Source organism: Nonomuraea terrae (assembly GCF_044465245.1).
GTDB classification, from domain to species: Bacteria; Actinomycetota; Actinomycetes; order Streptosporangiales; family Streptosporangiaceae; genus Nonomuraea; species Nonomuraea terrae.
Window position 1 is genome coordinate 142,445 of sequence record NZ_JBITLL010000008.1, and the last position, 22,012, is coordinate 164,456.

26 protein-coding genes are annotated in these 22,012 nt (G+C 71.4%); 8 read left to right on the forward strand and 18 right to left on the reverse strand.

The window, feature by feature from the left end:
* Positions 1-34 precede the first annotated feature (34 nt).
* From ACIBP6_RS38955 to ACIBP6_RS38965, 3 genes are all read right to left on the reverse strand, one after another.
* Positions 35-460, reverse strand: coding sequence for a Fur family transcriptional regulator (locus tag ACIBP6_RS38955; protein WP_132622687.1), 426 nt, complete (start codon positions 458-460; stop codon positions 35-37).
* Between the two features lie 279 nt (positions 461-739).
* A complete protein-coding gene (locus ACIBP6_RS38960; protein ID WP_397059197.1) occupies positions 740-1,036 on the reverse strand; it encodes a DUF2470 domain-containing protein in 297 nt (98 codons plus the stop codon).
* Positions 1,033-1,521, reverse strand: a complete 489-nt coding sequence (locus tag ACIBP6_RS38965) for an FABP family protein (protein ID WP_397059199.1) — start codon at positions 1,519-1,521, stop codon at positions 1,033-1,035. Before ACIBP6_RS38965 ends, ACIBP6_RS38960 begins: the two co-directional genes overlap by 4 nt.
* A 62-nt stretch (positions 1,522-1,583) precedes the next feature.
* Between ACIBP6_RS38965 and ACIBP6_RS38970 the strand changes: the two genes are divergently transcribed.
* Complete coding sequence (locus ACIBP6_RS38970) at positions 1,584-1,946, forward strand: DsrE family protein (RefSeq protein ID WP_132622693.1); 363 nt, start codon at positions 1,584-1,586, stop codon at positions 1,944-1,946.
* Positions 1,947-1,967: 21 nt separating this feature from the next.
* On the opposite strand, the gene ACIBP6_RS38975 is transcribed toward ACIBP6_RS38970, so the two are convergent.
* Entirely contained in the window at positions 1,968-2,747 is a 780-nt protein-coding gene (locus tag ACIBP6_RS38975) for an ArsR/SmtB family transcription factor (RefSeq protein ID WP_397059201.1), read from the reverse strand.
* A gap of 94 nt (positions 2,748-2,841) precedes the next feature.
* Between ACIBP6_RS38975 and ACIBP6_RS38980 the strand changes: the two genes are divergently transcribed.
* Both ACIBP6_RS38980 and ACIBP6_RS38985 read left to right on the forward strand, forming a co-directional pair.
* Positions 2,842-3,735, forward strand: a complete 894-nt coding sequence (locus tag ACIBP6_RS38980) for an AraC family transcriptional regulator (RefSeq protein ID WP_397059203.1) — start codon at positions 2,842-2,844, stop codon at positions 3,733-3,735.
* Positions 3,736-3,842: 107 nt separating this feature from the next.
* Positions 3,843-4,601, forward strand: coding sequence for an SDR family NAD(P)-dependent oxidoreductase (locus ACIBP6_RS38985; protein WP_397059205.1), 759 nt, complete (start codon positions 3,843-3,845; stop codon positions 4,599-4,601).
* On the opposite strand, the gene ACIBP6_RS38990 is transcribed toward ACIBP6_RS38985, so the two are convergent.
* The 4 genes from ACIBP6_RS38990 to ACIBP6_RS39005 form a co-directional block, all read right to left on the reverse strand.
* Positions 4,598-5,311: a type 1 glutamine amidotransferase gene (locus ACIBP6_RS38990; protein ID WP_397059207.1), complete on the reverse strand. Its 714-nt coding sequence runs from the start codon at positions 5,309-5,311 to the stop codon at positions 4,598-4,600. The genes ACIBP6_RS38985 and ACIBP6_RS38990 overlap by 4 nt on opposite strands.
* A complete protein-coding gene (locus ACIBP6_RS38995) occupies positions 5,301-6,530 on the reverse strand; it encodes a MurT ligase domain-containing protein (RefSeq protein WP_397059209.1) in 1,230 nt (409 codons plus the stop codon). The genes ACIBP6_RS38990 and ACIBP6_RS38995 overlap by 11 nt, the downstream gene beginning before the upstream one ends.
* Before the next feature lie 77 nt (positions 6,531-6,607).
* Complete coding sequence (locus ACIBP6_RS39000) at positions 6,608-9,493, reverse strand: ATP-binding protein (protein WP_397059211.1); 2,886 nt, start codon at positions 9,491-9,493, stop codon at positions 6,608-6,610.
* A 155-nt stretch (positions 9,494-9,648) separates the two neighbouring features.
* Positions 9,649-11,589, reverse strand: coding sequence for a hypothetical protein (locus ACIBP6_RS39005; protein WP_397059213.1), 1,941 nt, complete (start codon positions 11,587-11,589; stop codon positions 9,649-9,651).
* A gap of 170 nt (positions 11,590-11,759) precedes the next feature.
* On the opposite strand from ACIBP6_RS39005, the gene ACIBP6_RS39010 reads away from it, so the two are divergent.
* Genes ACIBP6_RS39010 through ACIBP6_RS39020 form a run of 3 tightly spaced genes read left to right on the forward strand, consistent with a single transcriptional unit; the run spans position 11,760 to position 14,402 of the window.
* Positions 11,760-12,422: a hypothetical protein gene (locus ACIBP6_RS39010; protein WP_397059214.1), complete on the forward strand. Its 663-nt coding sequence runs from the start codon at positions 11,760-11,762 to the stop codon at positions 12,420-12,422.
* Positions 12,419-13,060 (forward strand): hypothetical protein, encoded by a 642-nt coding sequence (locus ACIBP6_RS39015; RefSeq protein ID WP_397059216.1) that lies wholly within the window; start codon positions 12,419-12,421, stop codon positions 13,058-13,060. Before ACIBP6_RS39010 ends, ACIBP6_RS39015 begins: the two co-directional genes overlap by 4 nt.
* 7 nt (positions 13,061-13,067) lie before the next feature.
* Positions 13,068-14,402, forward strand: coding sequence for a hypothetical protein (locus ACIBP6_RS39020; RefSeq protein ID WP_397059218.1), 1,335 nt, complete (start codon positions 13,068-13,070; stop codon positions 14,400-14,402).
* Here the strand turns inward: ACIBP6_RS39020 and ACIBP6_RS39025 are convergent.
* The gene (locus tag ACIBP6_RS39025) at positions 14,389-15,690 is read right to left on the reverse strand and encodes a hypothetical protein (protein WP_397059219.1); all 1,302 of its coding nucleotides are present in this window, start codon (positions 15,688-15,690) and stop codon (positions 14,389-14,391) included. The two genes, ACIBP6_RS39020 and ACIBP6_RS39025, sit on opposite strands and share 14 nt — an antisense overlap.
* A 124-nt stretch (positions 15,691-15,814) precedes the next feature.
* Here ACIBP6_RS39025 and ACIBP6_RS39030 point away from each other — a divergent pair, with 124 nt between their 5' ends.
* Positions 15,815-16,363, forward strand: coding sequence for a helix-turn-helix domain-containing protein (locus ACIBP6_RS39030; protein WP_397059221.1), 549 nt, complete (start codon positions 15,815-15,817; stop codon positions 16,361-16,363).
* A gap of 46 nt (positions 16,364-16,409) precedes the next feature.
* On the opposite strand, the gene ACIBP6_RS39035 is transcribed toward ACIBP6_RS39030, so the two are convergent.
* The 9 genes from ACIBP6_RS39035 to ACIBP6_RS39075 all read right to left on the reverse strand — a co-directional run bounded on the left by ACIBP6_RS39035 (position 16,410) and on the right by ACIBP6_RS39075 (position 21,044).
* Positions 16,410-16,712 (reverse strand): DUF1416 domain-containing protein, encoded by a 303-nt coding sequence (locus ACIBP6_RS39035; RefSeq protein WP_397059223.1) that lies wholly within the window; start codon positions 16,710-16,712, stop codon positions 16,410-16,412.
* Complete coding sequence (locus ACIBP6_RS39040; RefSeq protein WP_132619919.1) at positions 16,709-17,548, reverse strand: sulfurtransferase; 840 nt, start codon at positions 17,546-17,548, stop codon at positions 16,709-16,711. Before ACIBP6_RS39040 ends, ACIBP6_RS39035 begins: the two co-directional genes overlap by 4 nt.
* A complete protein-coding gene (locus ACIBP6_RS39045; RefSeq protein ID WP_132619917.1) occupies positions 17,545-17,958 on the reverse strand; it encodes a DUF4395 domain-containing protein in 414 nt (137 codons plus the stop codon). The genes ACIBP6_RS39040 and ACIBP6_RS39045 overlap by 4 nt, the downstream gene beginning before the upstream one ends.
* Before the next feature lie 55 nt (positions 17,959-18,013).
* Entirely contained in the window at positions 18,014-18,214 is a 201-nt protein-coding gene (locus ACIBP6_RS39050) for a putative leader peptide (RefSeq protein WP_397059225.1), read from the reverse strand.
* Positions 18,171-18,587: a thioredoxin family protein gene (locus ACIBP6_RS39055; RefSeq protein ID WP_397059227.1), complete on the reverse strand. Its 417-nt coding sequence runs from the start codon at positions 18,585-18,587 to the stop codon at positions 18,171-18,173. Before ACIBP6_RS39055 ends, ACIBP6_RS39050 begins: the two co-directional genes overlap by 44 nt.
* A gap of 28 nt (positions 18,588-18,615) precedes the next feature.
* Positions 18,616-19,476, reverse strand: coding sequence for an anti-sigma factor family protein (locus ACIBP6_RS39060; protein ID WP_397059229.1), 861 nt, complete (start codon positions 19,474-19,476; stop codon positions 18,616-18,618).
* Positions 19,473-19,985, reverse strand: coding sequence for a sigma-70 family RNA polymerase sigma factor (locus tag ACIBP6_RS39065; RefSeq protein WP_111183095.1), 513 nt, complete (start codon positions 19,983-19,985; stop codon positions 19,473-19,475). The genes ACIBP6_RS39060 and ACIBP6_RS39065 overlap by 4 nt, the downstream gene beginning before the upstream one ends.
* 37 nt (positions 19,986-20,022) lie before the next feature.
* Positions 20,023-20,688 carry a DUF2993 domain-containing protein gene (locus tag ACIBP6_RS39070; RefSeq protein ID WP_397059231.1) on the reverse strand — a complete coding sequence of 222 codons (666 nt, stop codon included), beginning with the start codon at positions 20,686-20,688 and terminating at the stop codon, positions 20,023-20,025.
* Positions 20,689-20,792: 104 nt separating this feature from the next.
* Positions 20,793-21,044, reverse strand: a complete 252-nt coding sequence (locus ACIBP6_RS39075) for a MoaD/ThiS family protein (protein ID WP_397059233.1) — start codon at positions 21,042-21,044, stop codon at positions 20,793-20,795.
* Positions 21,045-21,218: 174 nt separating this feature from the next.
* Here ACIBP6_RS39075 and ACIBP6_RS39080 point away from each other — a divergent pair, with 174 nt between their 5' ends.
* The gene (locus ACIBP6_RS39080; protein WP_132619907.1) at positions 21,219-21,911 is read left to right on the forward strand and encodes a response regulator transcription factor; all 693 of its coding nucleotides are present in this window, start codon (positions 21,219-21,221) and stop codon (positions 21,909-21,911) included.
* Positions 21,912-22,012: the final 101 nt, after the last annotated feature.

Genomic DNA, 22,012 nt, shown 5'->3' on the forward strand with positions numbered 1-22,012 from the left:
GCGCGGGGTACGCCCACAGCGTCATCCTGCGGCGTCATCCCTTGGCGCGGCGGCAGTCGCGGCAGCGGCCGAAGACCGTCAGGTGGTGGACGTCGGCGTCGAACCCCAACTCCTCGTCGAGCCCCTTGACCAGCCCCTCGGCCAGCTCGGGCCGCACCTCGAACACCTCGTCGCAGCTCCGGCACACCAGGTGGACGTGGTCGGCCTCGGCCGCCAGATGGTAGGTCGGCGCGCCGTGGCCGAGGTGGGTGTGGGTGACCATGCCGAGCTCTTCGAGCAGCTCAAGCGTGCGGTAGACGGTCGAGATGTTCACCCCGCGAGCGGTCTCGCGGACTTTGACGCAGATCTCCTCCGGGGTGGCGTGCTCCAGCTCCTTGACCGCTTCGAGGACGAGCTGGCGCTGCGGAGTGACCCGGTAGCCCTTTGCGCGGAGTTCTTCGTGCCACTGCGTCTCCGTCATGTCCCGAGTCTACGGCGCGGGGATATTCACTTGCCCCTCTCGCGGGCGACCGCATAGCTTCGTGGGTACGCGGAAAGGAGGTGGTCCGAATAATGGTGATTCATAGTCGGGCTAGCGAGGTGGTTGTCCGCTAACGTCGCGGACTCGTTGTCTCGTTGACGTCAGCGAATACGAGGCAACCACCGGGGCCCCTGGCAGCCGGAGGGCGGGATCGTCATCCCGACCATGGTCCATCCGGCCCACCTGCGCGGCAGGTGGAGTGTCGCCCGGGGCCCTTTTTCAATGCTCTCCCTTGGCGGGGATGCCGAGCCGGCCGCACGCCTCGCGGTAGAGGCGCACGACGGCCTCGCGCACCTGGGCGCGCTCGGTCAGCGTCTCGCCCCACCCCACCCGCACCCGCTCGCCGCCGTCGATGGTGAACTCGATGCCCTCGGCGTCGACGCCGCTCGTCACGGCGGTGGACGCCTCAGGGCGCTCGGCGAGGCCCCGAACGATGATCAGCGCGTCTTCCGCGTGGTCGTCGTTCATGTGGCGCTTGATCGCCTCGACCGCTTGGGGGGTGAACGGCGTGCTCATGCGACCTTCTTCAGCTCCGCGGACATGTGGTCGGTGAGCGGGTGGCCGCCGGCCGCCATCTCGTAGGCCCACATGAGGTTGCCGTTGACCAGGCCGTACAGGCGGTGGCCCGCGGTGTACTCCTTGGCCGAGGCGGTGCGGGCGACGACGTCGGTGCGCAGCTCGATCTTGTGGAAGACGACCTCGCCGATGTAGATCTCGACGATGCCGGTCGGGTGGGAGAGCACGACCTCGATCTGCCGTTCGGGCTGCGCACGCCAGTAGCCCGACTCCGTCGCCAGCGGTTTGACGCGGTTGCCGTCGTCGTCGAGCAGCCAGGTGCGGCTCACGTACTCGAGGAACGGCTTGCCGTTGTGCGTGAACTCGATCTCCTGCCCGAAGTTGAAGCTCTCGATCGTGGGATAGCCGCCCACGCCGGCGCCTTCCCAGCGCCCCAGCAGGAACGCGATCGGCTCCAGGTCGGGGTGCACCTCAGGTTCTTCCATGCTCACCAAGCCTAGTGCCGCTCGGCGCGTACGGCGTCGGCCGGAGGCGTAGGGTGACGGATATGGCACGATCACTGGTGATCAAGGTGACCGCCGGCGCCGACGCCCCCGAGCGCTGCAACCAGGCGTTCACGGTCGCGGCCACGGCGCTGGCGAGCGGCGTACCCGTCTCTCTGTGGCTGACCGGCGAGTCGGCGTGGTTCGCGCTGCCGGGGCGGGCCAAGGAGTTCGGCCTGTCGCACGCGGCGCCCCTGACCGACCTGCTCGACGCCGTGCTGGCGGCCGGGCGGGTGACGCTCTGCACCCAGTGCGCGGCCCGCAGGGACATCACGGTCGACGACGTCATCGAGGGTGTGCGCATCGCGGGGGCGCCGGCGTTCGTCGAGGAAGTGATGAGCGAGGGCGCTCAGGCCCTGGTCTACTGACCGCCCACGGCGGTCAGGTGGTCATGCCGGCAGGGGTTCGCCGGTCTCCAGGAGCGTCTTGAGGCCCGACAGCAGCTCGGGCCAGCCCTCGCCGATCGACTTCCTGACCTCGCTGCCAGGCTCGAACCCCCCGTGCACGACGGTCAGCTTGACCGTCCCGCCCCGCGGCTCGATGTCGAACGTCACCCTCGACCTCGGTTCCTCGGCCGCCCTGGCGACGCCTTCGGCGTCCTGCTCCATGGCCTCGGCGAACTCGGGGGTGAAGGAGTGCCAGGTGTAGGCGAGGCGGCGGGGCGGGTCGGACTCCAGGACCACCTGCTCGGGGTCCTCGATCGTGGCGCCGTTCATCCGCCAGGTCACCGTGGAGCCGACCTTCCAGTCCGACTCCAGGGCGATCCCCCAGTAGCGCTGGGTGAAGGCCGGCTCGGTGAGCGCCCGCCAGAGGCGTTCGGGGGTGGTGTGGATGTAGGTGGTGTACACGAAATCGGACACGCGACTGTCCTCCAATGCCGTTTTCAGGTCGGCCAGGGCGCCGGCTCGCCGGCGGTCGTACTGGTTGATCCAGCGGTCGGCGATGGCGTTGATCGGCATGGCGTTGAGGTAGTGCAGCTTCTCCCGGCCCCGCCACGCGGTGGTCACCAGATCGGCCCCCTCCAGCACGGCCAGGTGCTTGCTGACCGACTGCCGAGTCATCTCGAGCCCTGAGCACAGCTCGCGCAGCGTCTGCCCGTTACGGGCGTTGAGGCTGTCGAGCAGCCTGCGGCGACTGGGGTCGGCCAGCGCCTTGAACACCTCGTCCATCTACCGCCATCCCGAACGTGCAACCATCTGGCTGCATGAAGGACGATAGGCAACCGAACGGCTGCATGTCAACCGGTGTGCTGCAATCGAGGGCATGGACCTGGACGAGCTTCGCGCCCTGCTGGCCCGGCACGTGCGGCCCGACGGGAGCACGGCCATCGACGGCGTGCTGATCTCGAAGGTCGAGCGCCCGGAGCCGCCGTCGCCGTCGATGTCCGGCACGGTGCTGGCCGTCATCGCCCAGGGCGCGAAACGGCTCGCGCTGGGCGAGCGGGTGTACGAGTACCGCGCCGGGCAGTACCTCGTCGCCTCGGTCGACCTGCCGGTCACCGGCCACTTCATCGAGGTGAGCCCGCAGTGCCCGGCGCTGGGGTTCGGGCTCACGCTGGAGGCGTCCGCCGTCGCCGAGCTGCTGCTGCGGGCCGCGCCGGGCGACGTCCCGCGCGCGGACGGCCGGGCGGCGCCGGGGATCGCCGTCAGCGACGCACCCGACGAGTTGCTGGACGCGGTCGTCCGGCTGCTGCGCCTGCTCGACCAGCCCCGCGACCGGGCGGTGCTCGCCCCTCTGATCAAGCGCGAGATCCTGTGGCGGCTGATCACCGGCGCGCAGGGCGGCGTCGTACGCCAGCTCGGCCTGGCCGACAGCAACCTCAGCCATGTCGCGCGCGCGGTGCGGTGGATCCGCGACCACTACGCCGAGGCGTTCCGGGTCGAGGACGTGGCGCGGCTGTCCGGCATGAGCGTCTCCGCCTTCCACCGCAACTTCCAGGCGGTGACCGCGATGACCCCCATCCAGTTCCAGAAGCAGATCCGGCTGCAGGAGGCCCGGCTGCTGCTGGCCACCGGCCCCCATGACATCACCGGCGTCGGCCACCGCGTCGGATACGACAGCCCGTCACAGTTCAGCCGCGAGTACCGCCGCCAGTTCGGCGTGCCACCCAGCCAGGACGCCGCCCGCCTGCGCACCCCCACGCCCGCCCTGCCGTGACGGGCACGATCGTGCAAGGGCGTAAGAGGATCTTTCTACTGTCACCCCAGGTCAGGCTGCTTCCATGAAGGAGTCAGGTTCTCGATGACTCCCACAGGAGGCACACCATGAAGGTCGCCATCGTCACCGGCGGCAGCTCCGGCATCGGACAGAGCGCGGCGGTCCAGATCGCCAAGCGGGGCGCCGGGGTGATCCTCACCTACGGCGCCAACCGGCAGGGGGCCCTGGAGACCGTCGCCGCGATCGAGAAGGAAGGGGGCACGGCCGCCGCCCTGCCGCTGGACCTCGGCGACACCGGCGGCTTCCCGGCGTTCCGCGAGCAGGTGATCGACGCGCTGAGCGGCCTCTGGCAGCGCGACACCTTCGACTTCCTGGTCAACAACGCCGGCTTCGCGCAGATGTCGATGTTCGAGGACACCACCGAGGAGCTGTTCGACCGGTTCTCGCGGGTGCTGCTGAAGGGGCCCTACTTCCTGACGCAGAAGTTGCTGCCGCTGATGACCGACGGCGGCGCCGTCGTCAACGTGTCCAGCAACTCCGCGATGGCCTCCGGCCTGGAGGCCGGCTACTCGGCGTACGCGACGATGAAGGGCGGGCTGATCGTGCTGACCCGCTACATGGCCAAGGAGTTCAGCACACGCGGCATCCGCGTCAACGCCGTCTCGCCGGGCTCCACCCGCACCCGGCTCGCCGACAACGCCTTCGAGCGGTTCCCCGAGGTGATCCCGGCCCTCGCGGCGAAGACCGCGCTGGGCCGGGTGGGCGAGCCGGACGACATCGGCATGGTGATCGCCGCGCTGGTCTCCGAGGAGGGCCGCTGGATCACCGCGCAGAACATCGAGGTGGCCGGCGGCTACAACCTCTAGGGCTGCAGGACCGCGCTGAGACGCTCCTGGCGGAGGGCCTCGTAGGGGGAGTCGTCGAGCGGGGTCAGCTGCCCGGCCCGCCACGACAGCAGGAGGTCGGCCAGCGCCGGGTTGCGGGCCAGGGCGGGGCCGTGGAGGTAGGTGCCGACGACGTGGCCCGCGTAGCAGCCCTCGAAGCCGTCGCCGTTGCCGACGCCCTTGACCGTCTTCGACAGCGGCCGGACGCCGGGCCCGAGGTGGGTGACGCCCATGTGGTTCTCGAAGCCGGTCAGCGTGGGCAGGCCGAGTGCGGCGTCGACCTCGGCGACCAGCTCGCCCACGGCCCTGGCGGGGCCGCGCGAGCTGGAGATGTCGAGCAGGCCGATGCCGCCGACCGGCTGGCCCTCCTCGCCGCCGAACGTGCTGCCCATGATCTGGTAGCCGGCGCACACCGCGAGCAGCGCAGCCCCGCGCGCGATCGCGCGGTGCAGGCCGCCGTCGCGGCGCAGGCGCTCGGCCGCGAGGATCTGCGGGCGGTCCTCGCCGCCGCCGATCAGGTAGATGTCGCCCGTCTCGGGAACGGGGTCGGCCGAGCGTACGTGGATCGTCTCCGTCTCGATGCCCCGGCGGCGCGCACGCTGCTCCAGGACGAGCACGTTGCCCTGGTCCCCGTACGTGCTCAGCAGGTCGGGGTAGATCCAGACGATGCTGAGGGCGCTGTCAGACGGCACGTCCGAACTCCGATCGGATCTGCTGGAAGGCGGTGTAGTTGGCGATCACGTCGACCCGGCCGGGCGGCTGCATGGCCAGCGCCTCCGAGAACGTGTCGCACAGCGTGAACGGCACGTCGGCCACGTCGAGCCGCAGCGCCAGGTCGAGGCGGCGTTCGCCGGTGACGAAGACGGGACGCCCGCGCAGGATGCGGTAGTCGACGTCCCACAGCCACGAGGTGTCGCGGCCGTCGGGGCCCTGGGCGTTGACCGACAGGATGATCGGCAGCTGCGGATCGGCCACGTCGAACGCCTCCAGCCAGCCGGCCGGGTTCTTCGCCAGCAGCAGCCGGGCGTTCCTGCCGTCGCGCTCGACGGTGGTGTAGCGGCCGGCGACCGAGCGGACCTCGCGCAGCCGGGGCAGCGCCCGGTCGACCGGCAGCCCGAACGCCTCGGCCACCGCCAGCGCCATCACCGCGTTGGAGCGGTTGGCCAGGCCGGGAAGCTGGATGTCGAGCAACCACCGCTGCCCGCGCGGGTCGACGGCCACGTCGTCGTCGAGCGCCCACTGCGGCTCCGGCCGGTGGAAGGTGCACTCGCGGCACGCCCAGTCGGCGTCCTTGCGGTCGAGCGGGCCGCCGCACTCGGGGCAGCACCAGGAGTCTTCCTTCCACCGCTGGCCGCCGGCCACCCAGGTGACCTTGGCGGCCGTGGAGGCGCCCCAGGTGACGAGCGGGTCGTCGCAGTTGGCGATGACGTGGGTGGGCTTGCCCGACAGCGCCCTGCGCCACTTCTGGGCGAGCAGCCAGATCTCACCGGCGCGGTCCATCTGGTCGCGGCTGAGGTTCATCAGGCACACGACGCCCGCGCCGGTGGTGTCGAGCACCTCGGGCAGATATTTCTCGTCGACCTCCAGCACCCCGTAAGGGGCGCCCTTGTGCTGGGACAGGGCGGAGACGTGGCCGGCCGGCATGTTGGCGCCGAAGGCGTTGGTGGCCACCTCGCCGAGCTCCAGGAGCGCCGAGGTGATCAGCCTCGTCGTGGTGGTCTTGCCGTTGGTCGCGCTGACCAGGGACAGCTTGCGGTCGCGTGCCAGCTTGCGCAGGAGATCGGGCTCGAGCAGCAGGCCGACCCGCCCGCCGATCACCGAGCCGTCACCGCGCCCGGTCATCCGGGACAGTGTGGCGGCACTGCGGCCCAGGGCGCTGGCGAGCTGTGCCCGCAGAGGAAGCTGGGTCATGTGCATGGATCCTAGTCGGAAGTGCCCCGTAGTCTGGGAGACGCACACGAAAACCAGCCGCCGTGACGACCGCCGAGTCAGGACATCGGGACGGGGGTCGGGGCGGGGAGTTCGGTGAAGGTGAGCTCCGGCGCGCCTCCGTGGTCGAACGGCAGCACGAACCGGCGCGGCCACGCCAGCACCCCCTCCAGCCAGCCCGCTCCCATCGTCTGCCCCACGTGCCGGATCCTGGCCGATGACTCGACGCCGATGGCCACGGTCGTGATGTCCCGGTGCACGCTCTCGTGCTCGTCGTCGCCGAGGATCACCCGCCAGGCCAGCGCCCGGTTGTGGTCCACCTCCATGGACAGCGGGTGGTGCCGCAGCGCCTTGGCCCGGTGGCCGAGCAGCTCGGCGTGGGAGAGGTCGCCGCTGCCGTTCTGCGCGCGGAACAGGGCGTACTCCATGGGCGGGGCGGGGCTGCGCAGGTTCGGGGCGGGGTGACCGTACGGGAAGAGGCGGTCGACCTCGTGCAGCCAGCGAACCTGCGGGATGACCCACGACGCGCCCGGCCGTTCGCCGCCGTTGTCGAGGCCGCCGAGCAGGCGGCCCGCGGTCTCGGCGGCCTTCTCCGTCAGCAGCGCCGGGTCGAACCAGCTCCGCAGCGCCCAGGCGCGCCGCTGCACCGAACGCTCGATCAGGGTGGCGAGCAGGCATTCGCGGCGGCGTACCGGAAGGTCGCCCCAGGCGGCCGACAGGGCGCGCGGAACGCCCGGCAGCGGCCGGTTGGTGACGAAGGCGAGCACGACCGTGTCGCACCAGATGCGCAGCCATGCCCAGTCGGGCGCGTCGGCGAGCACGTCGGCCTCGCGCAGCTCCATCAGCGTGCAGGCCAGGCCGTTGCGGCACTGGGTGCCGCAGGCGGCCGAGCGGCGGCCCCGGATGGGCGGCGGCGGACCCGGCACCGCCTTCTCCCGAGACTCGCCCAGCGGCACGCGGACCCGCAGCGGCCGGTCCATGCCGTCGGCGAACACGGCGGCCGAGCCGGGCTGCAACGACACGACGTGCCGGGACTGCTCGTCGCTGAGGTTCATGGCGGCGCCGACGAGCTTCCTGTCGTCCTCGGCGGGCAGCCGGTGCACGACCTTCAGCGCGGTGTTCTTGACCACGTCGGAGACGAGCTTCGTCGGGATCTGCTCGGCCACCACGATGCCCTCGCCGTACGCCCTGACCTCGGCGAGCAGCCCCGCGAGGAGCTCGACGGCGTGCGTGGAGGCCCGCCCCTGGCCGCGGTCGCGCAGCAGCCGGTGGGCCTCCTCGATCACGATGACGTGGCGCAGGCCGGGCGACTTCTCCTTCCTGGCCCGCATGCGCAGGTGCTCGACGATGCGGATGATCAGCGTGCCCATGAGGAACGCCTTGTCCTCGTCGTTGGCGACGTCCTCGATGGCGAGGACGACGTCGCGTTCGAGCAGGCCGCCGATGTCGGCGGGGTGGCCGCCCTCGAAGAAGCGCCCGGCCGAGCCGACGCGCAGCGAGCGCAGCCGCAGCGAGATGAAGCCCTCGACGTCGGCCTGGACCTCGCGGCCGTAGCCGATCTCCTTGATGACGTCCATGGCGTGCTGCTGGAGCTGTTCCAGGGTGGGGACGCTGGGCGGGACGTTCGAGCCGGGCACCGCGCCGCCGGTCACGACGTCCCAGCCGGTGGCCTCGTAGACGCGCTGCAGGGCCAGCGACATGATCTGCGGGAAAGGCTCCTCGGCGTCGAACGCCGCCATGAACAACGCCCTGACCATGTCGATGTGGGCCTGGACGGGGTAACCGGGCTCGGGTTCGAGCGGGTTGACGCTGAACGGCACGCCGTCGGGCGCCGACGGGTTGATCACGGTGACCGGCCCGTCGATGCGGCCGGCCATGGCGGCGTACTCGGACTTGGCCGGCTCGATGGCGAGCCACGGGATGCGCGCGCCGCTGAGCTGCTCCAGCAGGTGCCGGACGGTCTGCGACTTGCCGGAGCCGGTCGCGCCGGTGATGAACGCGTGCCGGTTGAGCGTGGCCAGCGGCACCCGGAACGAGCCGACGCCGCGGTCCTGCCCGTCGAGGATCTCGCCGAGCTCCAGCTCGCCCCCGTCGGCCTCGGACGTCACGTCGAAGAAGCCCGACTCCAGCACCCGCACGCCCGGCACCTCCCGCCGGGGCAGCCCGGCCAGCGCGGCCAGCGCCCCCGCGGTGGCGGCGAAGGGCGCGGCGGCGCCGTCGGCCGGGTCCTGCATGGTGATGGCCAGGGCCTCCGACAGCGCGTAGACGGCGCCGTGCGAGCTGCGCAGCCGGTACGGGTGGTGGCTCATCTCGACGGACCCGACCAGCACGGGCGCGATCTGCCGCAGCTCGTCGGCGGTGGCGCCGCCCGCCAGCACGCGGACGTTCCACAGGCCGGCCTCGCGGAAGGCGTCCAGCTCCTGCATACGGCGCTCGGCCCGCTCGGCGTCGAAGCGCGAGCGCTCGGAGGCGTCGCCGTACTGGCGCAGCACGTTGAGCTGCGTACGCAGATGAGCGACCTCGGCGTCCAGCAGGTCGGTCGGCTCGGCCACGACGAGCCACCCGAACGGCCGCGACATCAGCGTCATCAGCGTCGACTCGAAGAGCGTGGGCCGCTTCAGCTCGTCGGGGTCGTGTTCGGAGTACTCGCGGCCCCGCCCGCCGAGCGGCGGCGCCTGCCGGCCGGGGCACGGCGTCCACACCAGGTCGGCCAGGTCGGCGAGGTACTCCTCGGTGAGCTGCACGCCGCGCGCCCCGCCGGGGAACAGCAGCGGCTGCGGCCCGCTCGGCAGGCCGGGCAGGTCGGTCGCCCGGCGCGGCTGGCGGGGCGGCGACAGCGGCCCCGCGTTGGTGATGAGTTCGAGCGGCGCGCCGGACCCGCGCGACAACCACCCGATCACGAAGGGCCGGTCGCGCTGCGCCGCCGACAGCACTGCGGGAAGCACGGTGACGAAATCCCACTCCGCCGACGAGCTTCGCGAGGGTGCTGCGATCGACTGGATCCGATACCAGGGCCCGCTCAGCTGCATTTCTATCCCCCACAGACGGTTCTTTAGTAAATTCCGCCAACCGTCAGCTCGTCACCTTGACATTGACCATGTCATTGCCTGCCCTTGCGCCAGTCCAGGCGTGGCGGCGGCGGTCCGAGGTTCGCGGGCGGGTCCGCGTCGCCGTCGTCGGCGCCGGGGTCGAGCGCCAGCACGGCCTCGCGGACGTCCTCCAGCTCGCCGAGGGTGGTCTTGGGGAAGGTCAGGATGGCCGGGTTCGCGTCGGCGAGGCGGACGCGCCGGCCCTGGGCGGTGGCGTCGGTGACGATCACCGACGTCGTGGGCAGCTGCTGGAGCTGGTGCGGCTCGACGAGGAACTCGCGCGAGCGCTGCAGCACCCGCTCCTTCTCCGAGATCTTGTCGGCCGTCCTGCCCCACTCGGTGGATTCGGTGATGTCGCCGGCCAGGTCGGCGTGGTCGCCGTCGCGGTCCTCCGTGCCGTCCTCGACCTGGGCGATCGTGGAGGTGTAGCCGCCGTCGAGGCCCGGCAGCGACTCACTGATCGTCTCGGTGAGCTGGGCCAGCTCCAGCCGGTGCTCGGTGCCGACGTGCTCGCTGGCGACCCGGGCGTCCTCGGCGTTGCCGAGCCGCATGAACGCCACCGCCGCGTGCCCCCTGCCGAGCCGCTCGCGCACCGTGGGGGTCAGCGACCGGTACGTCAGCACGAGCCCCGTACGCGAGGTCTCGCAGGCGTCCATCAGCCGGTCGAGCACGTCGCCCCTGAGCTTGTCGGCGCCCGCCACGATGATCGTGTGGTACCAGGGCCGGTCGGAGGCGGGCGACTGGCGCAGGATGTGGGTCAGCGCGGTGGCGACGTACGTGCCGAGCACCCGGTTGCCGAACACCCCGGCCTGGCGGTCCATGCTCACCACGCGCAGCCGGGCGGGCGGCAGCCGTACGGCCTGGGTGCCCAGGGTCTCCAGCTTGCGCAGCTGCGACTCCAGCGCCCAGGCGCGCTCGATCACCACCCGGTCGCTGACGCCGCGGCCGAAGAGCGTGCCGATGCGCTCCAGCTGGGTCGCCGTGATCAGGCCGTACCGCAGGTCGTCGCGGGGGTCGCCGACCTGGGCCAGGGCCCGCAGGGCGGCGGTCACCTGCCTGATCGTGGCGTTCTCGCCGAGCACCTCCAGCACCCGTTCCAGGATGGCGTTGTCGAAGCTGAGGTCGCGGGTGGTGCGGTGCTCCTCGCTGACGCTGACCACGTGGGCGAGCACGTCGGCGAACGCCTCGGGCTTCAGCGTGGCGCCGAGGTCGAGCTTGGGCAGGTCGACGGGTAACACCCAGACCAGCGGGTCGTCGCCGCCCTTGCGGGCCAGCTCGATGAGGTCCTTGGCGATCGCGCCCTCCGACAGGTCGAGCACGGTGAGGTGGCCGCCGCTGTAGAGGCGGGTCGCGCCGATCAGGGTGACGAGCGCCGACCAGCCGGGCAGCGTGCCGCCCGCGACGTCGACGCGGTCGATCTCGTCGGGGACCGCCACGGCGTACCAGGTGAGCTGCCTGTCGTGGCGGTCCTTGGCCTCCTGCCACTCCCGGTAGCGCCTGGCGTGCTCCTCCTGGGCGCGGAACAGCTCCTTGTCACGTTCCCGGCGCTGGCGCTCGTCCCTGGCCTGTTGCTCCTGGACTCTGTAGCGGACGGCCCGGTCGCCCTGGAGCAGGGCGTAGCTGCAGATCCCCGCGACGCCGCCGGCGGCGACCAGCGCGACCGCGGCGAACTGCCAGCCGAGGTAGCCGGCCAGCGCCACCGCCAGGATCAGCACGGCCAGGACGAGCATGGCCAGGCGGACCAGGCGGACGGGCCGGTTGAGCATGTCCTCCTGGAGGCGTTCGCGGCGCAGCAGCTCCAGCTCGGCGGCGTCGGGCTCCGGCGGCGGCTCCTCGGCGGGCGAGGGGCGTTTCGGTGGCGGGCCCGGGTCGGGGTGCAGCAGGATGTACTGCCAGCCCAGGTAGATCCGGTCCGCCTGGAGCTGGGCATGCTCGGGATGCACGTCCGTCACGTGACCCTCCGGCTGCCGATATGTCATTAGTGGTAGGGGTCAGACCCATTCCGCTCCGTGACAGCGTATGAGTTACTACCCCGGTAGCGGCAGGGTTCTCGGCAATTCGACCATTCCGATGGGAGCAATGCGGCAGATGGGATAAGCGTTACCTATTACCATCCTTACCCATGACGGAACCGTCCGGCGAGAGCCCTGAAAAGCGCAGACGCCCGGTAGCGGTGCCCGCAGTCGCCCTCGTGGCGTTCACGGCCTTCGGCGTCACCGCCCTCCTCGGCGGTCTGAACGAGGCTCCCGAGGAGCCGGAGCCGCTGGGCCAGGGCGCGGTGCTCGACCAAGGGCTGTACTCCACCAGGCTCGTCGAGTCACGAGCGACGGTCGAGCGGGCGGCGACCCGGTTCGACGAGGACAAGCACTTCGTGGAGCTGGTCTTCGACGTCACCAACAAGGGCGACGAGACCCGATCGGTCGGCATCCCCGCGCAGCAGCCGGAACAGGCGTACCTGTCGGACAACTTCGCCAGTTCCCTGCTCAGGATCAACCCGGCCTTCGGCAAGGAGGCGGGGCCCTTCACGTTCGTACGGGCCAAGGGCGGCGACACCCAGCAGCTCCACCCGGGAGTGACCAGCCAGGTGATCGTGCGCTACCGGCTGCAGGAGGGCCGGCGGCCGCCGGAGAAGATCTCGTTCGAAATGGCCTCCTTCGAGTTCGCACCCGACTTCAACAACGAGCTGCCGCGCTGGAAGATGATCGCCACCGAGGCGGGCGACTCCTACCTGCCCGAGGTCAAGGCGCGCGTGACGCTGCCGGTCAAGAAGGGAGGTGCCGCGTGACCACCACCGAGCAGCGCCCCGCGGCCGTCCCCGAACGGCGCGGCAGGGGGTCGGGACGGCGCCGGGCCGGCGAGTCGCGGGTGCTCGGCCTCGCCGCCGGGCTGCTGCTGGTCGCAGGCGCGATGGGGCTGCAGACCATGCACCTGAACGCGAGCGAGCTGAGCCTGCCGCTGACCTACACCGGGGACAAGGGCGAAGACGTGGACGCCCGGCGCTTCACCGTGCGGGTGGACTCGGTCGTGGCCGCCAAGTCGATCGAGAACTACTCCACGACCATCGGGACGGACCACCTCTTCCTCGTCGTCAACGCCTCGGCCACGTCGAGCCGCAAGCCGTACAAGCTGGCGCAGGCGGTGCTGCTGACGGCCGACGGCAAGAAGTTCGACGCCACCGACCGGGTGGACAACGCCGTCACACTGCCCAACACCTGGGTGCAGCCGGACATCTGGGTCAGCGGGCGGTTCGTGTTCGAGGTGCCGGCGTCGGCGCTGCCGGGCGCGAGCGTGGTGATCGGGCTGCCGCCGTCGCTCGTGGTGGAGCCGAACCAGCCCGAGGCGGAGATCGACCTCGGGCTCGACGAGGAGGGCGCGCGCAAGCTGGCCGCCTCGGCGCAGGACGTCTACTCGGTGAAGAAGTGAGCGCACGATGAGCCCGAACGAGGAGCGTGACTGGTTCGCGCCGAAGCACGAGCGGCGTCCCGAGGACTACCCGCCGCCGCCCCCGAGCCCGACCCCGCCCCCTGGCCTCGGCGCCTCCCCCCGCCACGCCTCCCGGCCACCGCAGCACCCCAGCGGCCCCAACCCGCCGGAGCACGCCGGGCAGCCCATGCCACCAGAGACCCGCGGGCCCGTCGGGTCCAGGCCGCCGGAGCACGCCGGGCGGCCCATGACGCCCGAGCCCCCTGACGGCCCTGAGGGTCCCGGCCGGCCGATGACGCACGAGCAGTGGCGGGTGGCTCACGAACAGCGGCAGGCTTTCCGGGGGCAGCCGATGCCCCGGCGCCGGGACATCCCGTTGACGCGGCCCCAGCACAACCGGCCCGACCAGCAGGTCTGGCCGCCCGCCCCGCGCGAGCCGGCCGGCGGCGAGACCCAGCCCATGCCCGCCGTCAACCCTTCCGCGGGCATGCTGCCCACCACCCCCAGCGGCCGCCACTCCGCCGGCGGCCCGCCCGCCCCCGGCCCACGGCCCGCCGCCGCAGGGCCTCAGCCTGCCCCGCCCGGTGCCGCAGGCCCGCAGCCCGCCCCGCCCGGCGTCGGCGGCCCGCTGCCCGTGGCACCCGGCGCCGGAGCCCCGCCGGCCACCCCGCCCGGCGCCGTCCACGCTTCGGGGGCGCTGCCGCCCGGCGGCCGGCCGGGTACGCAGGAGCACGTGGTGGAAGCTCCCCAGCCTGCCGGGGAGCGGCCGCGGCCCGGGAAGCGGCGTACGGCGCTGGTCGCCGTCGGGGCTGTCGTCGTGTCGCTGCTGACCACCGCCGCGCAGACGTACGACGGCTACCTCTTCTACGACAAGATGACCACGAAGGCGACCAAGGAGACGGTCGTCGCCGCCGGCCAGGCCGGCCGGGTCAGGGGCATCGAGTGGACGGCCAAGGTCACCCCCACCGATCCGCCCGAGGGCAGCAAGCCCCGCCCCGGGGTCACCTGGCTCACGGTGGACATCACGAAGAAGGTCGTCGACGAGGGCAGCGCCACCAAGACCGCCGGCCCCAACGATGTCCGGCTGGAGGACCGCGCGGGCCGTACGTGGACGGTGGAGACCCAGGAGGTCGGCGACACCCCGACCGACCGGCTCGTCGTCGGCCGGCCGTACCGGATCCAGGGCCTGGCCGTGGTGCCGACCCCGGTGAAGGACGAGGTGGAGCTGACGTTCCGGCCGAGCAACTATCGCTCCGACACCCCGACGGAGGACCTGTTCAGCAGGGAAGGCGTGGCCAAGCTGGAGGAGGACGTCGACGTGCTGCGGTTCAGGCGTCGCTGAGCGGCTCGCCCCGCAGCCGCGACCTGGTGGCGGCGATGTCGTACGTGGCCGCGAGCAGCGCCATCGTGAGCACGTTCAGCACCAGTTGGCAGACGAACGTCAGCGCCGGCCCCTGGTAGACCCACACCCACTCGTCGCGCGCGCCGACGAGCAGCCGCATCCCGCGGTCGGCGTGCGCGAGGGCCACGCTGAGGCCCACGAAGCACAGGCACATCATCCCGAACAGCGGCGCGCCACCCCTGACGACCGTCCGCAGCGCGTTGAACAGCGGCACCCAGCGGTCGCGGAACCCGCCGGTGAGCTCGTCGAACGAGCGCCGCGTGAGGTCGTGGCTGGATTCGAGGCGGTCCACGCCCTTCTCCAGCCGGGTGCCCTTGACCAGGGCGCGGGTCTCGTCGGAGAACGCGCCGAAGACCAGCATCGCCACGGCCAGCCAGGCCAAGGGGACCGCGACGGCGTCGAGGAACAGCGGCCAGTACTCGCCGAGCCACCCGGTGACGGCCTCCCAGCCGGGCACGCTCTTCTGCGCCTCGGCCAGGGCGCCCTCGGCCCCGGCGACGACCCTGCGGTGCTCGACCCACTCCGCACGGGCGTCGGCGAAGGCGACGGTGGCGTTCAGACCGTAGAAGACGAACGCGAACTCGGAGAAGGCGGCGAGGAAGCCGTAGAAGCTGCCCTTGCCCTTCTGGACGAACTTCGCGAAGAGCGTCTTCAGCCCGAACATCACGACCATGGTGCCCAGCGAGACCCGCCAGTCGAGGTCCACGAGCCCCCGGCCGACGACGCTCTCCTCGCCGAACCAGGCGGCGTCCGTCAGGTCGAAGAAGTGATGGAACAGGTCCATCTGGAAGACGTCGCGGGCATCCTCGACCTGGAAGCCCCACGCCAGGTAGAGCACGGCGAAGGCCGGGGCCACCCGGTCGAGCGTACGGAAGAAGGGCTCTTCCGCGACGCCCTCGCCGGCCCGCGCGCGCATCTCCCACAGGGCGCCGCGCAGGCTGTGCAGCATGCCGGTGACGACCGTCATCGCGGCCAGCACGATGAGCGTCAGCAGCGTCATGACCGCCACCAGCCGCACCTGGCGATGGTCGCCGTAGGCGACCTCGGTGGCGCCGTAGAGCAGCACGAAGCGGACGAGCTCCCCGGCGGCGAACCAGAGGATCAACGGCAGGGCGCACCTGCCCGCCAGCCGCAACGCGTGGAGGGGCAGTGAGTACGGCGACGGCAGCCGCTGAGCCGGCGTAGGCCCAGGTTCTGGGGGTGCCATCACACCTGTCGAACCGGACATCTGTGGAATCGTAGCGGTCTGTCACTTCTGGCGCACCCGGAGCAGAGGAATGCCCTCTCGCCGGGCGGTGACAAAGCGATCGTCGCCGGTTCCCCGGCGGGGCGGATCGCGTCACTATGACGATATGAAGTCGCAGCCCGCAATCGACGCCGATCCGCGGATGGTCGGAGACCGCCTCCGGCGGCTGCGCCAGGCGCGCGGCGTCTCGCTCTCCGAGCTGGCCAGGCGCGCCGGCATCGGCAAGGACGCACTGTCGGGGCTGGAGAGCGGCGCCTGTCACGCGACGCTGGAGACGCTGTGGGCGATCACCGCCCAGCTCGGGGTGCCGATCGGGGCGCTGCTGGACGCGCCGCCCGAGCCGCAGACCATGCGCGGCACCGCGATGGAGTCGGAGCTGCTCGAGGTGTTCGAGGACGACCACGTCACCTACGAGCTCTACCGCGTACGCATCAGGCCCGGCGCCACCCAGACCTCGCCCGCGCACCACGCGGGCGTCAGCGAGCACGTCACCGTCTTCACCGGCACCCTCAGCGCGGGCCCGCTCGGCGAGCCGCTCACGGCCGGCCCCGGCGAGCACATCTCGTGGCGCTCCGACGTGCCGCACGGCTACCGCGCGCACGGCCCCGACGCCGTACGCGCCACGCTCCTGATGCGTTACCCGGCCAAGCAGTGAGGCCCGCGTCCGGGAAGGACACGGGCCTCTGCGGGCTGGGCGATCGTCAGACGGCGACCGCGAGCTGGGCGACCTCGCCGAGCTTGGCCTCGACCTTGACGTCGCGGCTCACACCGCCGCCCGCGATGATGCGGACGGTCCAGTCGCCGGGCGCCGCGAAGAAGCGGAAGACGCCCTCGTCGGACACCACGACCTCGCCGGTGAACTCACCGGAGTGGTCGAGCAGCCGCGCGTAGGCGGGGCCGGCGCCGCCGGTCACCACGCCCTGGATGACCGCCTGGTTGGACAGGTCGATACCGGCGGGCAGCGCCACGGTCTGCTCCGGCGCGCCGCATCCGTCCATCGTCATCGGGCCTCCCCGAGCTCGATCGGCACGCCCACGAGCGAGCCGTATTCGGTCCACGAACCGTCGTAGTTCTTCACGTTGTCCTGGCCGAGCAGCTCGTGCAGGACGAACCAGGTGTGCGCCGAGCGCTCGCCGATGCGGCAGTAGGCGATGGTGTCCTTGCCGAAGTCGACGCCGGCCTCCTGGTAGAGGGTGCGCAGGTCGTCGTCGGACTTGAACGTGCCGTCGTCGTTGGCCGCCTTCGACCACGGGATGTTGCGGGCCGTCGGCACGTGGCCGCCGCGCTGGGCCTGCTCCTGCGGGAGGTGGGCGGGGGCCAGCAGCTTGCCGGTGAACTCGTCGGGCGAGCGCACGTCGACCAGGTTGAGCTTGCCGATCGCGGAGACCACGTCGTCGCGGAAGGCGCGGATGGCGGAGTCCTGCTCCTTGGCGACGTACTGCGTCTTGGCGCGCTGGGGCACGTCGCGCACCAGCTCGCGGGAGTCGAGCTCCCACTTCTTGCGCCCGCCGTCGAGCAGCTTGACGTCCTCGTGGCCGTAGAGCTTGAAGTACCAGTAGGCGTAGGCGGCGAACCAGTTGTTGTTGCCGCCGTAGAGCACCACGGTGTCGTCGTTGGCGATGCCCCGGTCGGAGAGCAGGGCCTCGAAGCCGGTCTTGTCGACGAAGTCGCGGCGGACCGGGTCCTGGAGGTCCGTCCTCCAGTCGACCTTCACGGCACCACGGATGTGGCCCTTGTCATAGGCGCTGACGTCCTCGTCGACCTCGACGAGCACGACTTTCGGGTTGTCGAGGTTGGCCTCGACCCATTCGGCGTCCACCAGGGCGGCAGAGCGGCTCATTGGGAAACCTCCGTTGTGGCAGCGGGTAGTAGTCGGCGAATAAGCAGGTACGTCTCGCAGCCGAGGCAGAATCCGAAGGCTGCGTTGAGGAAGGCGGCGAGGAGAGCCGCGGCCGTGGCCGCGAGGGCCAGCGGCGTGATCCCGGCGAGGTATCCGGCCAGGCCCGCGACCGCGAAGACCAGCCCCACCCCCTGAGCGAAGCGGGGCGGACGGGCGTCCTCGGTGTGTTTCGGGGCGCTCCTGACAAATGCCTTGAAGAGCATCGTGTACGGCGATCGCCATACGACTCCGAGCGCGAAGGCCACCGCCTGGAAGGCGAGCAGCCAGACGCTCCCCGTCACCAGCGTGGCGGCGAGGATCAGGGACGTAATGGCCGCGCCGAAGCGCAGCGCTCTGGGGTCGGCACGCATCGCGGATGCTCCTGAAGGCTCGACGGGAGCGGAACGGATGTCCGCAAGATCGTCCTCAGGCAGCGCGACAGAGTGCCGTGGCGACGCGGCAGAAATCAACCGCGCGCCGCTTCGTCAGCAGCTCTGTCGATGGGTCCACGGGCACGACATTACTCGGCGTCTCGTCTTCTGTCACATCTCGTCCGGTTGATGAGATGAAGCGGGCGAGGCGGTCATCGTTCCTCCGGCATCGCGGCGGCCAGGGCCACCAGGACATCGGCCTTGCGCGGCTGGCCCGCGGCCTTCTTCACCACGGCCCCGGCGGGGTCGAGGACGAGGACGGTCGGCGTGCGCATGATGCCGAGCCGGCGCACGAGGTCGAGCCGGGACTCGGCGTCGATCTCGACGTGGGCCACGCCCGGCACGAGGGCGCTCACGTCGGCCAGCACGCGCCGGGTCGCCCGGCACGGCTGGCAGAAGGCGGTCGAGAACTGCACCAGCGTCGCCCGCTCCCCCAGCCCTGAGCCGAGGTCGGCGGCCGACAGCCGGTCACCGTCACCGTCGCGTACGCGTCCGTCGCGGCGCAGGCGGATCACCCCGATCGTCGTCGCGAGCGCCAGCGTCGCCAGCGCCACCCACAAACCCGTCATCGTCGGTTGCAACCGCGCGGACGCACGATTACTTCCGCACCGGGACTTCGACGAGCAGGGCGCCCGCACTGTCCACGATCTCGAACCTGTCGATGTCCCGCATGCCGAGGGTCGTCTCCAGCCGGTAGACGGCTTTGTCCGGGTACCGCGCGGGGTCGATGACCCAGCTGTCGGTGGTGTCGCGCGTGCCGTCGCGGCCGACGACGACGAGGTTGCAGCTCGTGCCGGACGGCATGCCGGCGACCTCGACGCTCACCTCCGTGCCGGCCGACGCGGGGAAGGCCGTCACCGTGGCGGTGTAGCCCCTGGCGTCGTTCGTGCCTTGGAACGCCTGACCGGCGACCGCCCGCAACTCCTGGTCAGGCTGGGCGTCCACGCGCGGCGCGGCGCTCGCCGACCTCTCGGGGCTCCGGGACGCCTCAGTGGGGACGGTCGGCACGGCCTTGCTCGCCGACTCCGCGGCGTCATTCCCCGTCTGGTACCGCTGCGCGTCCGCGGCCGACTCGGGCCGCGCGGAGTCGGCCATCGCCGGGGCCGCCGCCGTGGTGCCGGCCTGCTGCGAGGTGTGGACGGCCGTCCACACCGTGCCGCCCACCACCAGGACGGCCGCCGAGGCCGCCGCGGCCAGCAGCACGCGGCCCCGCCGGGTGCGCCTGGCGCGGTCGCTCAGCAGCCGCTCCAGCACCCGCCGCGGCGGCCTGGCCACCAGCTCGACGTCGCGCTCCGACACCTTGCCGAGGAACCCTGCCACGCCTTCGAGGTCGAGCAGCTCGGCGCCGCACGCCTCGCAGGTGGCCAGGTGGAGGTCGATCTCCTCCGCCTCGTCCGGGTCGAGCGCGCCCAGCGCGTGCGCGCCCAGCGCGATCCTGACCTCCTCACACGTCATCATGGCGCCAGCCCCCGTTCCTCGAGCGCCAGTTTGAGCGCGCGCAGCGCGTAGTAGGTGCGCGACTTGACCGTTCCCGGCGGAATGCCGAGCGTCGCCGACGCCTCCTTCACCGATCGCCCCCGGTAGTAGACCTCCAGCAGCACGTCGCGGTGCTCAGGCCGCAGGGCGGCCAGTGCCTCGGCCACCGCCCACGACTCGACGGCCCGCTCCAGCTCGTCCTCGGCCGGGACGACGGCCAGCGCCTCGTCCCCGGTCTCGGGCGGCCGGGACTTCCTGGCGCGATGCTGGTCGACGACGAGGTTACGGGCCACCGTGAACAGCCATGCCCGGATCGGCCGGCCGGCCAGGGCGTCGGGATGCCGCCAGGCCCGCAACAGCGTCTCCTGGACGACGTCCTCGGCCCGGCCGGAGTCGCCGGTCAGTCGCAGGACGTAGCCGTAGAGCGGCCCGGCGTGCTCGTCGAAGAGGGTCCTCACGAGTTCCTCGTCGGCGGTGCCCGCTGCGCTCACGTCCCCATCACGTACGGCGGGGCGAAGCGGTTCAATCTCATCCACGGATCGGCACGTCAGACGCTTCGGCCGTGAACCTCAGGCCCTGGGGAACGTTCTGGACCCGGGTGATCCGCACGTCGAAGGGCAGGTCGCCGCCGAACGGGATCGTGTAGGAGACCAGCCGCGCGAACTCGCTGGGCACGCCCTCGATCCGCTCCGCCTGCACCCTGATGCCGCCGTCGGCCACCTCGACGCGCATCTCCGCGTTGAACCGCACCTTGTTGCCCCCCACCGTGAGCTCGCCCGACGCCGTCATCCGCTGCCCGTTGCCGCCGATCTTCACGCCGTCCGGGGCGAACCCGTCGATCGTCTCCCGGGTGAGCGTGCCGCTGACGCTCACGCGCCGGGCGCGGATGTCGGGGCGGTTCTGCAGGATGTCGGCCAGGGGCGCCGTCACGTCGTAGGCCGCGCCCCGCAGGTCGCGCACCGGCACGCCGCCGTAGGTCAGCGTGCCGAGATCGAAGCGCACCTCCGGATAGTGGCCGGAGAGCGCCTGGGTGAGAAAGGGTATGCCCTCGATGGTCACCGTGGGAGTGCCGTCGAGATCGGCGCTCGCGGCGATCCTGTTCGCCAGATCGCGCTCCACCCCCGCCACGGCGACCCTGTCGACCACGACAAGAAGTCCGACGAGAACGATCAGGAAAACGATCAGCTTCCGCATGGGGCTCCCTGCCTCGAACCGGGGGTGGCTGGATCACTCATTCCCCTGCCTGCCGCGCGTTCACCCCCGTTCGCGGGTGTCTGACGGGTCGCGTACGCGCCCGCTCATCCTCCCGCGAAAGGCGGCAGCACCTCGACCGTCACGCCGTCGGCGAGAACCACCTCGTCATGGGGCCGTTTGCCCACCGGGGTGCCGTCCACGAGGAACGAGCAGCGCCGGACGACCCTGGCCAGTTCAGCGCGATTTTGTGTGATTTTCGTCATGAGATCGTCAAGAGTCGCCGCATCGAACGACTCCTCGGCGACTCCGGCCGCCTCCTTGGCGGCGGCCCAATAACGCACTATTCCTGTGGCCATGCCATCCTCACAATCGATATGACCCTATTGTGCGCCGCCCTTAACGGGGTTGTTTCAGGAGACGCGCTGTTCACGTGCTGGACGCGCAATGGACGCCACTAACCCGTGGGATATCCTCACCTAAGGACCTGGGCGACGTAGCCTCCGGGTCCTTGCGCGTTTGAGGAGGCCGTAATGAGCAACCTGCTCCTGCTGACCAACGCCCTCGAGCCGTCCTCCGAGGTGCTCCCGGCGCTGGGGTTGCTGCTCCACACGGTCCGGGTCTCTCCCGCGGAGGCGTCCGCTCTCATCGACACCCCGCCTGCCGACGCGGTCCTCGTCGACGCGCGCAAGGAGCTGGTGCACGCCAAGAGCCTGTGCCGGTTGATCCGCACCACCGGCATCGACTGCCCGCTCCTCGTGATCGTCACCGAGGGCGGGCTGGCCGCGATGACCGCCGAGTGGGGCGTCGACGACGTGCTCCTCGACAGCGCCGGGCCGGCCGAGGTCGAGGCGCGGCTGCGCATGGCGACCGGCCGCATCTCGCAGGCCGCGACCGAGGACGTCCCCGACGAGATCCGCAGCGGCGACCTGTCCATCGACGAGGCCACCTACACCGCGCGGCTGCGCGGCCGGGTGCTCGACCTCACCTTCAAGGAGTTCGAGCTGCTCAAATACCTCGCCCAGCACCCGGGCCGGGTCTTCACCCGCGCCCAGCTGCTGCAGGAGGTCTGGGGCTACGACTACTTCGGCGGCACCCGCACGGTCGACGTCCACGTCCGGCGGCTGCGCGCCAAGCTCGGCAACGAGTACGAATCCCTCATCGGCACCGTCCGCAACGTCGGTTACCGCTTCGTCCCCGACCGCGCCGACACCGCCAACGTCTGACTCCCGGGATTGACAGCGGCGTTCCGCTGCAGTCCACTGATGTGACACAGATTCCGACGTGTCATAAGTGAGGACACCGCCGTCCTGGAGGGATGGTGTCC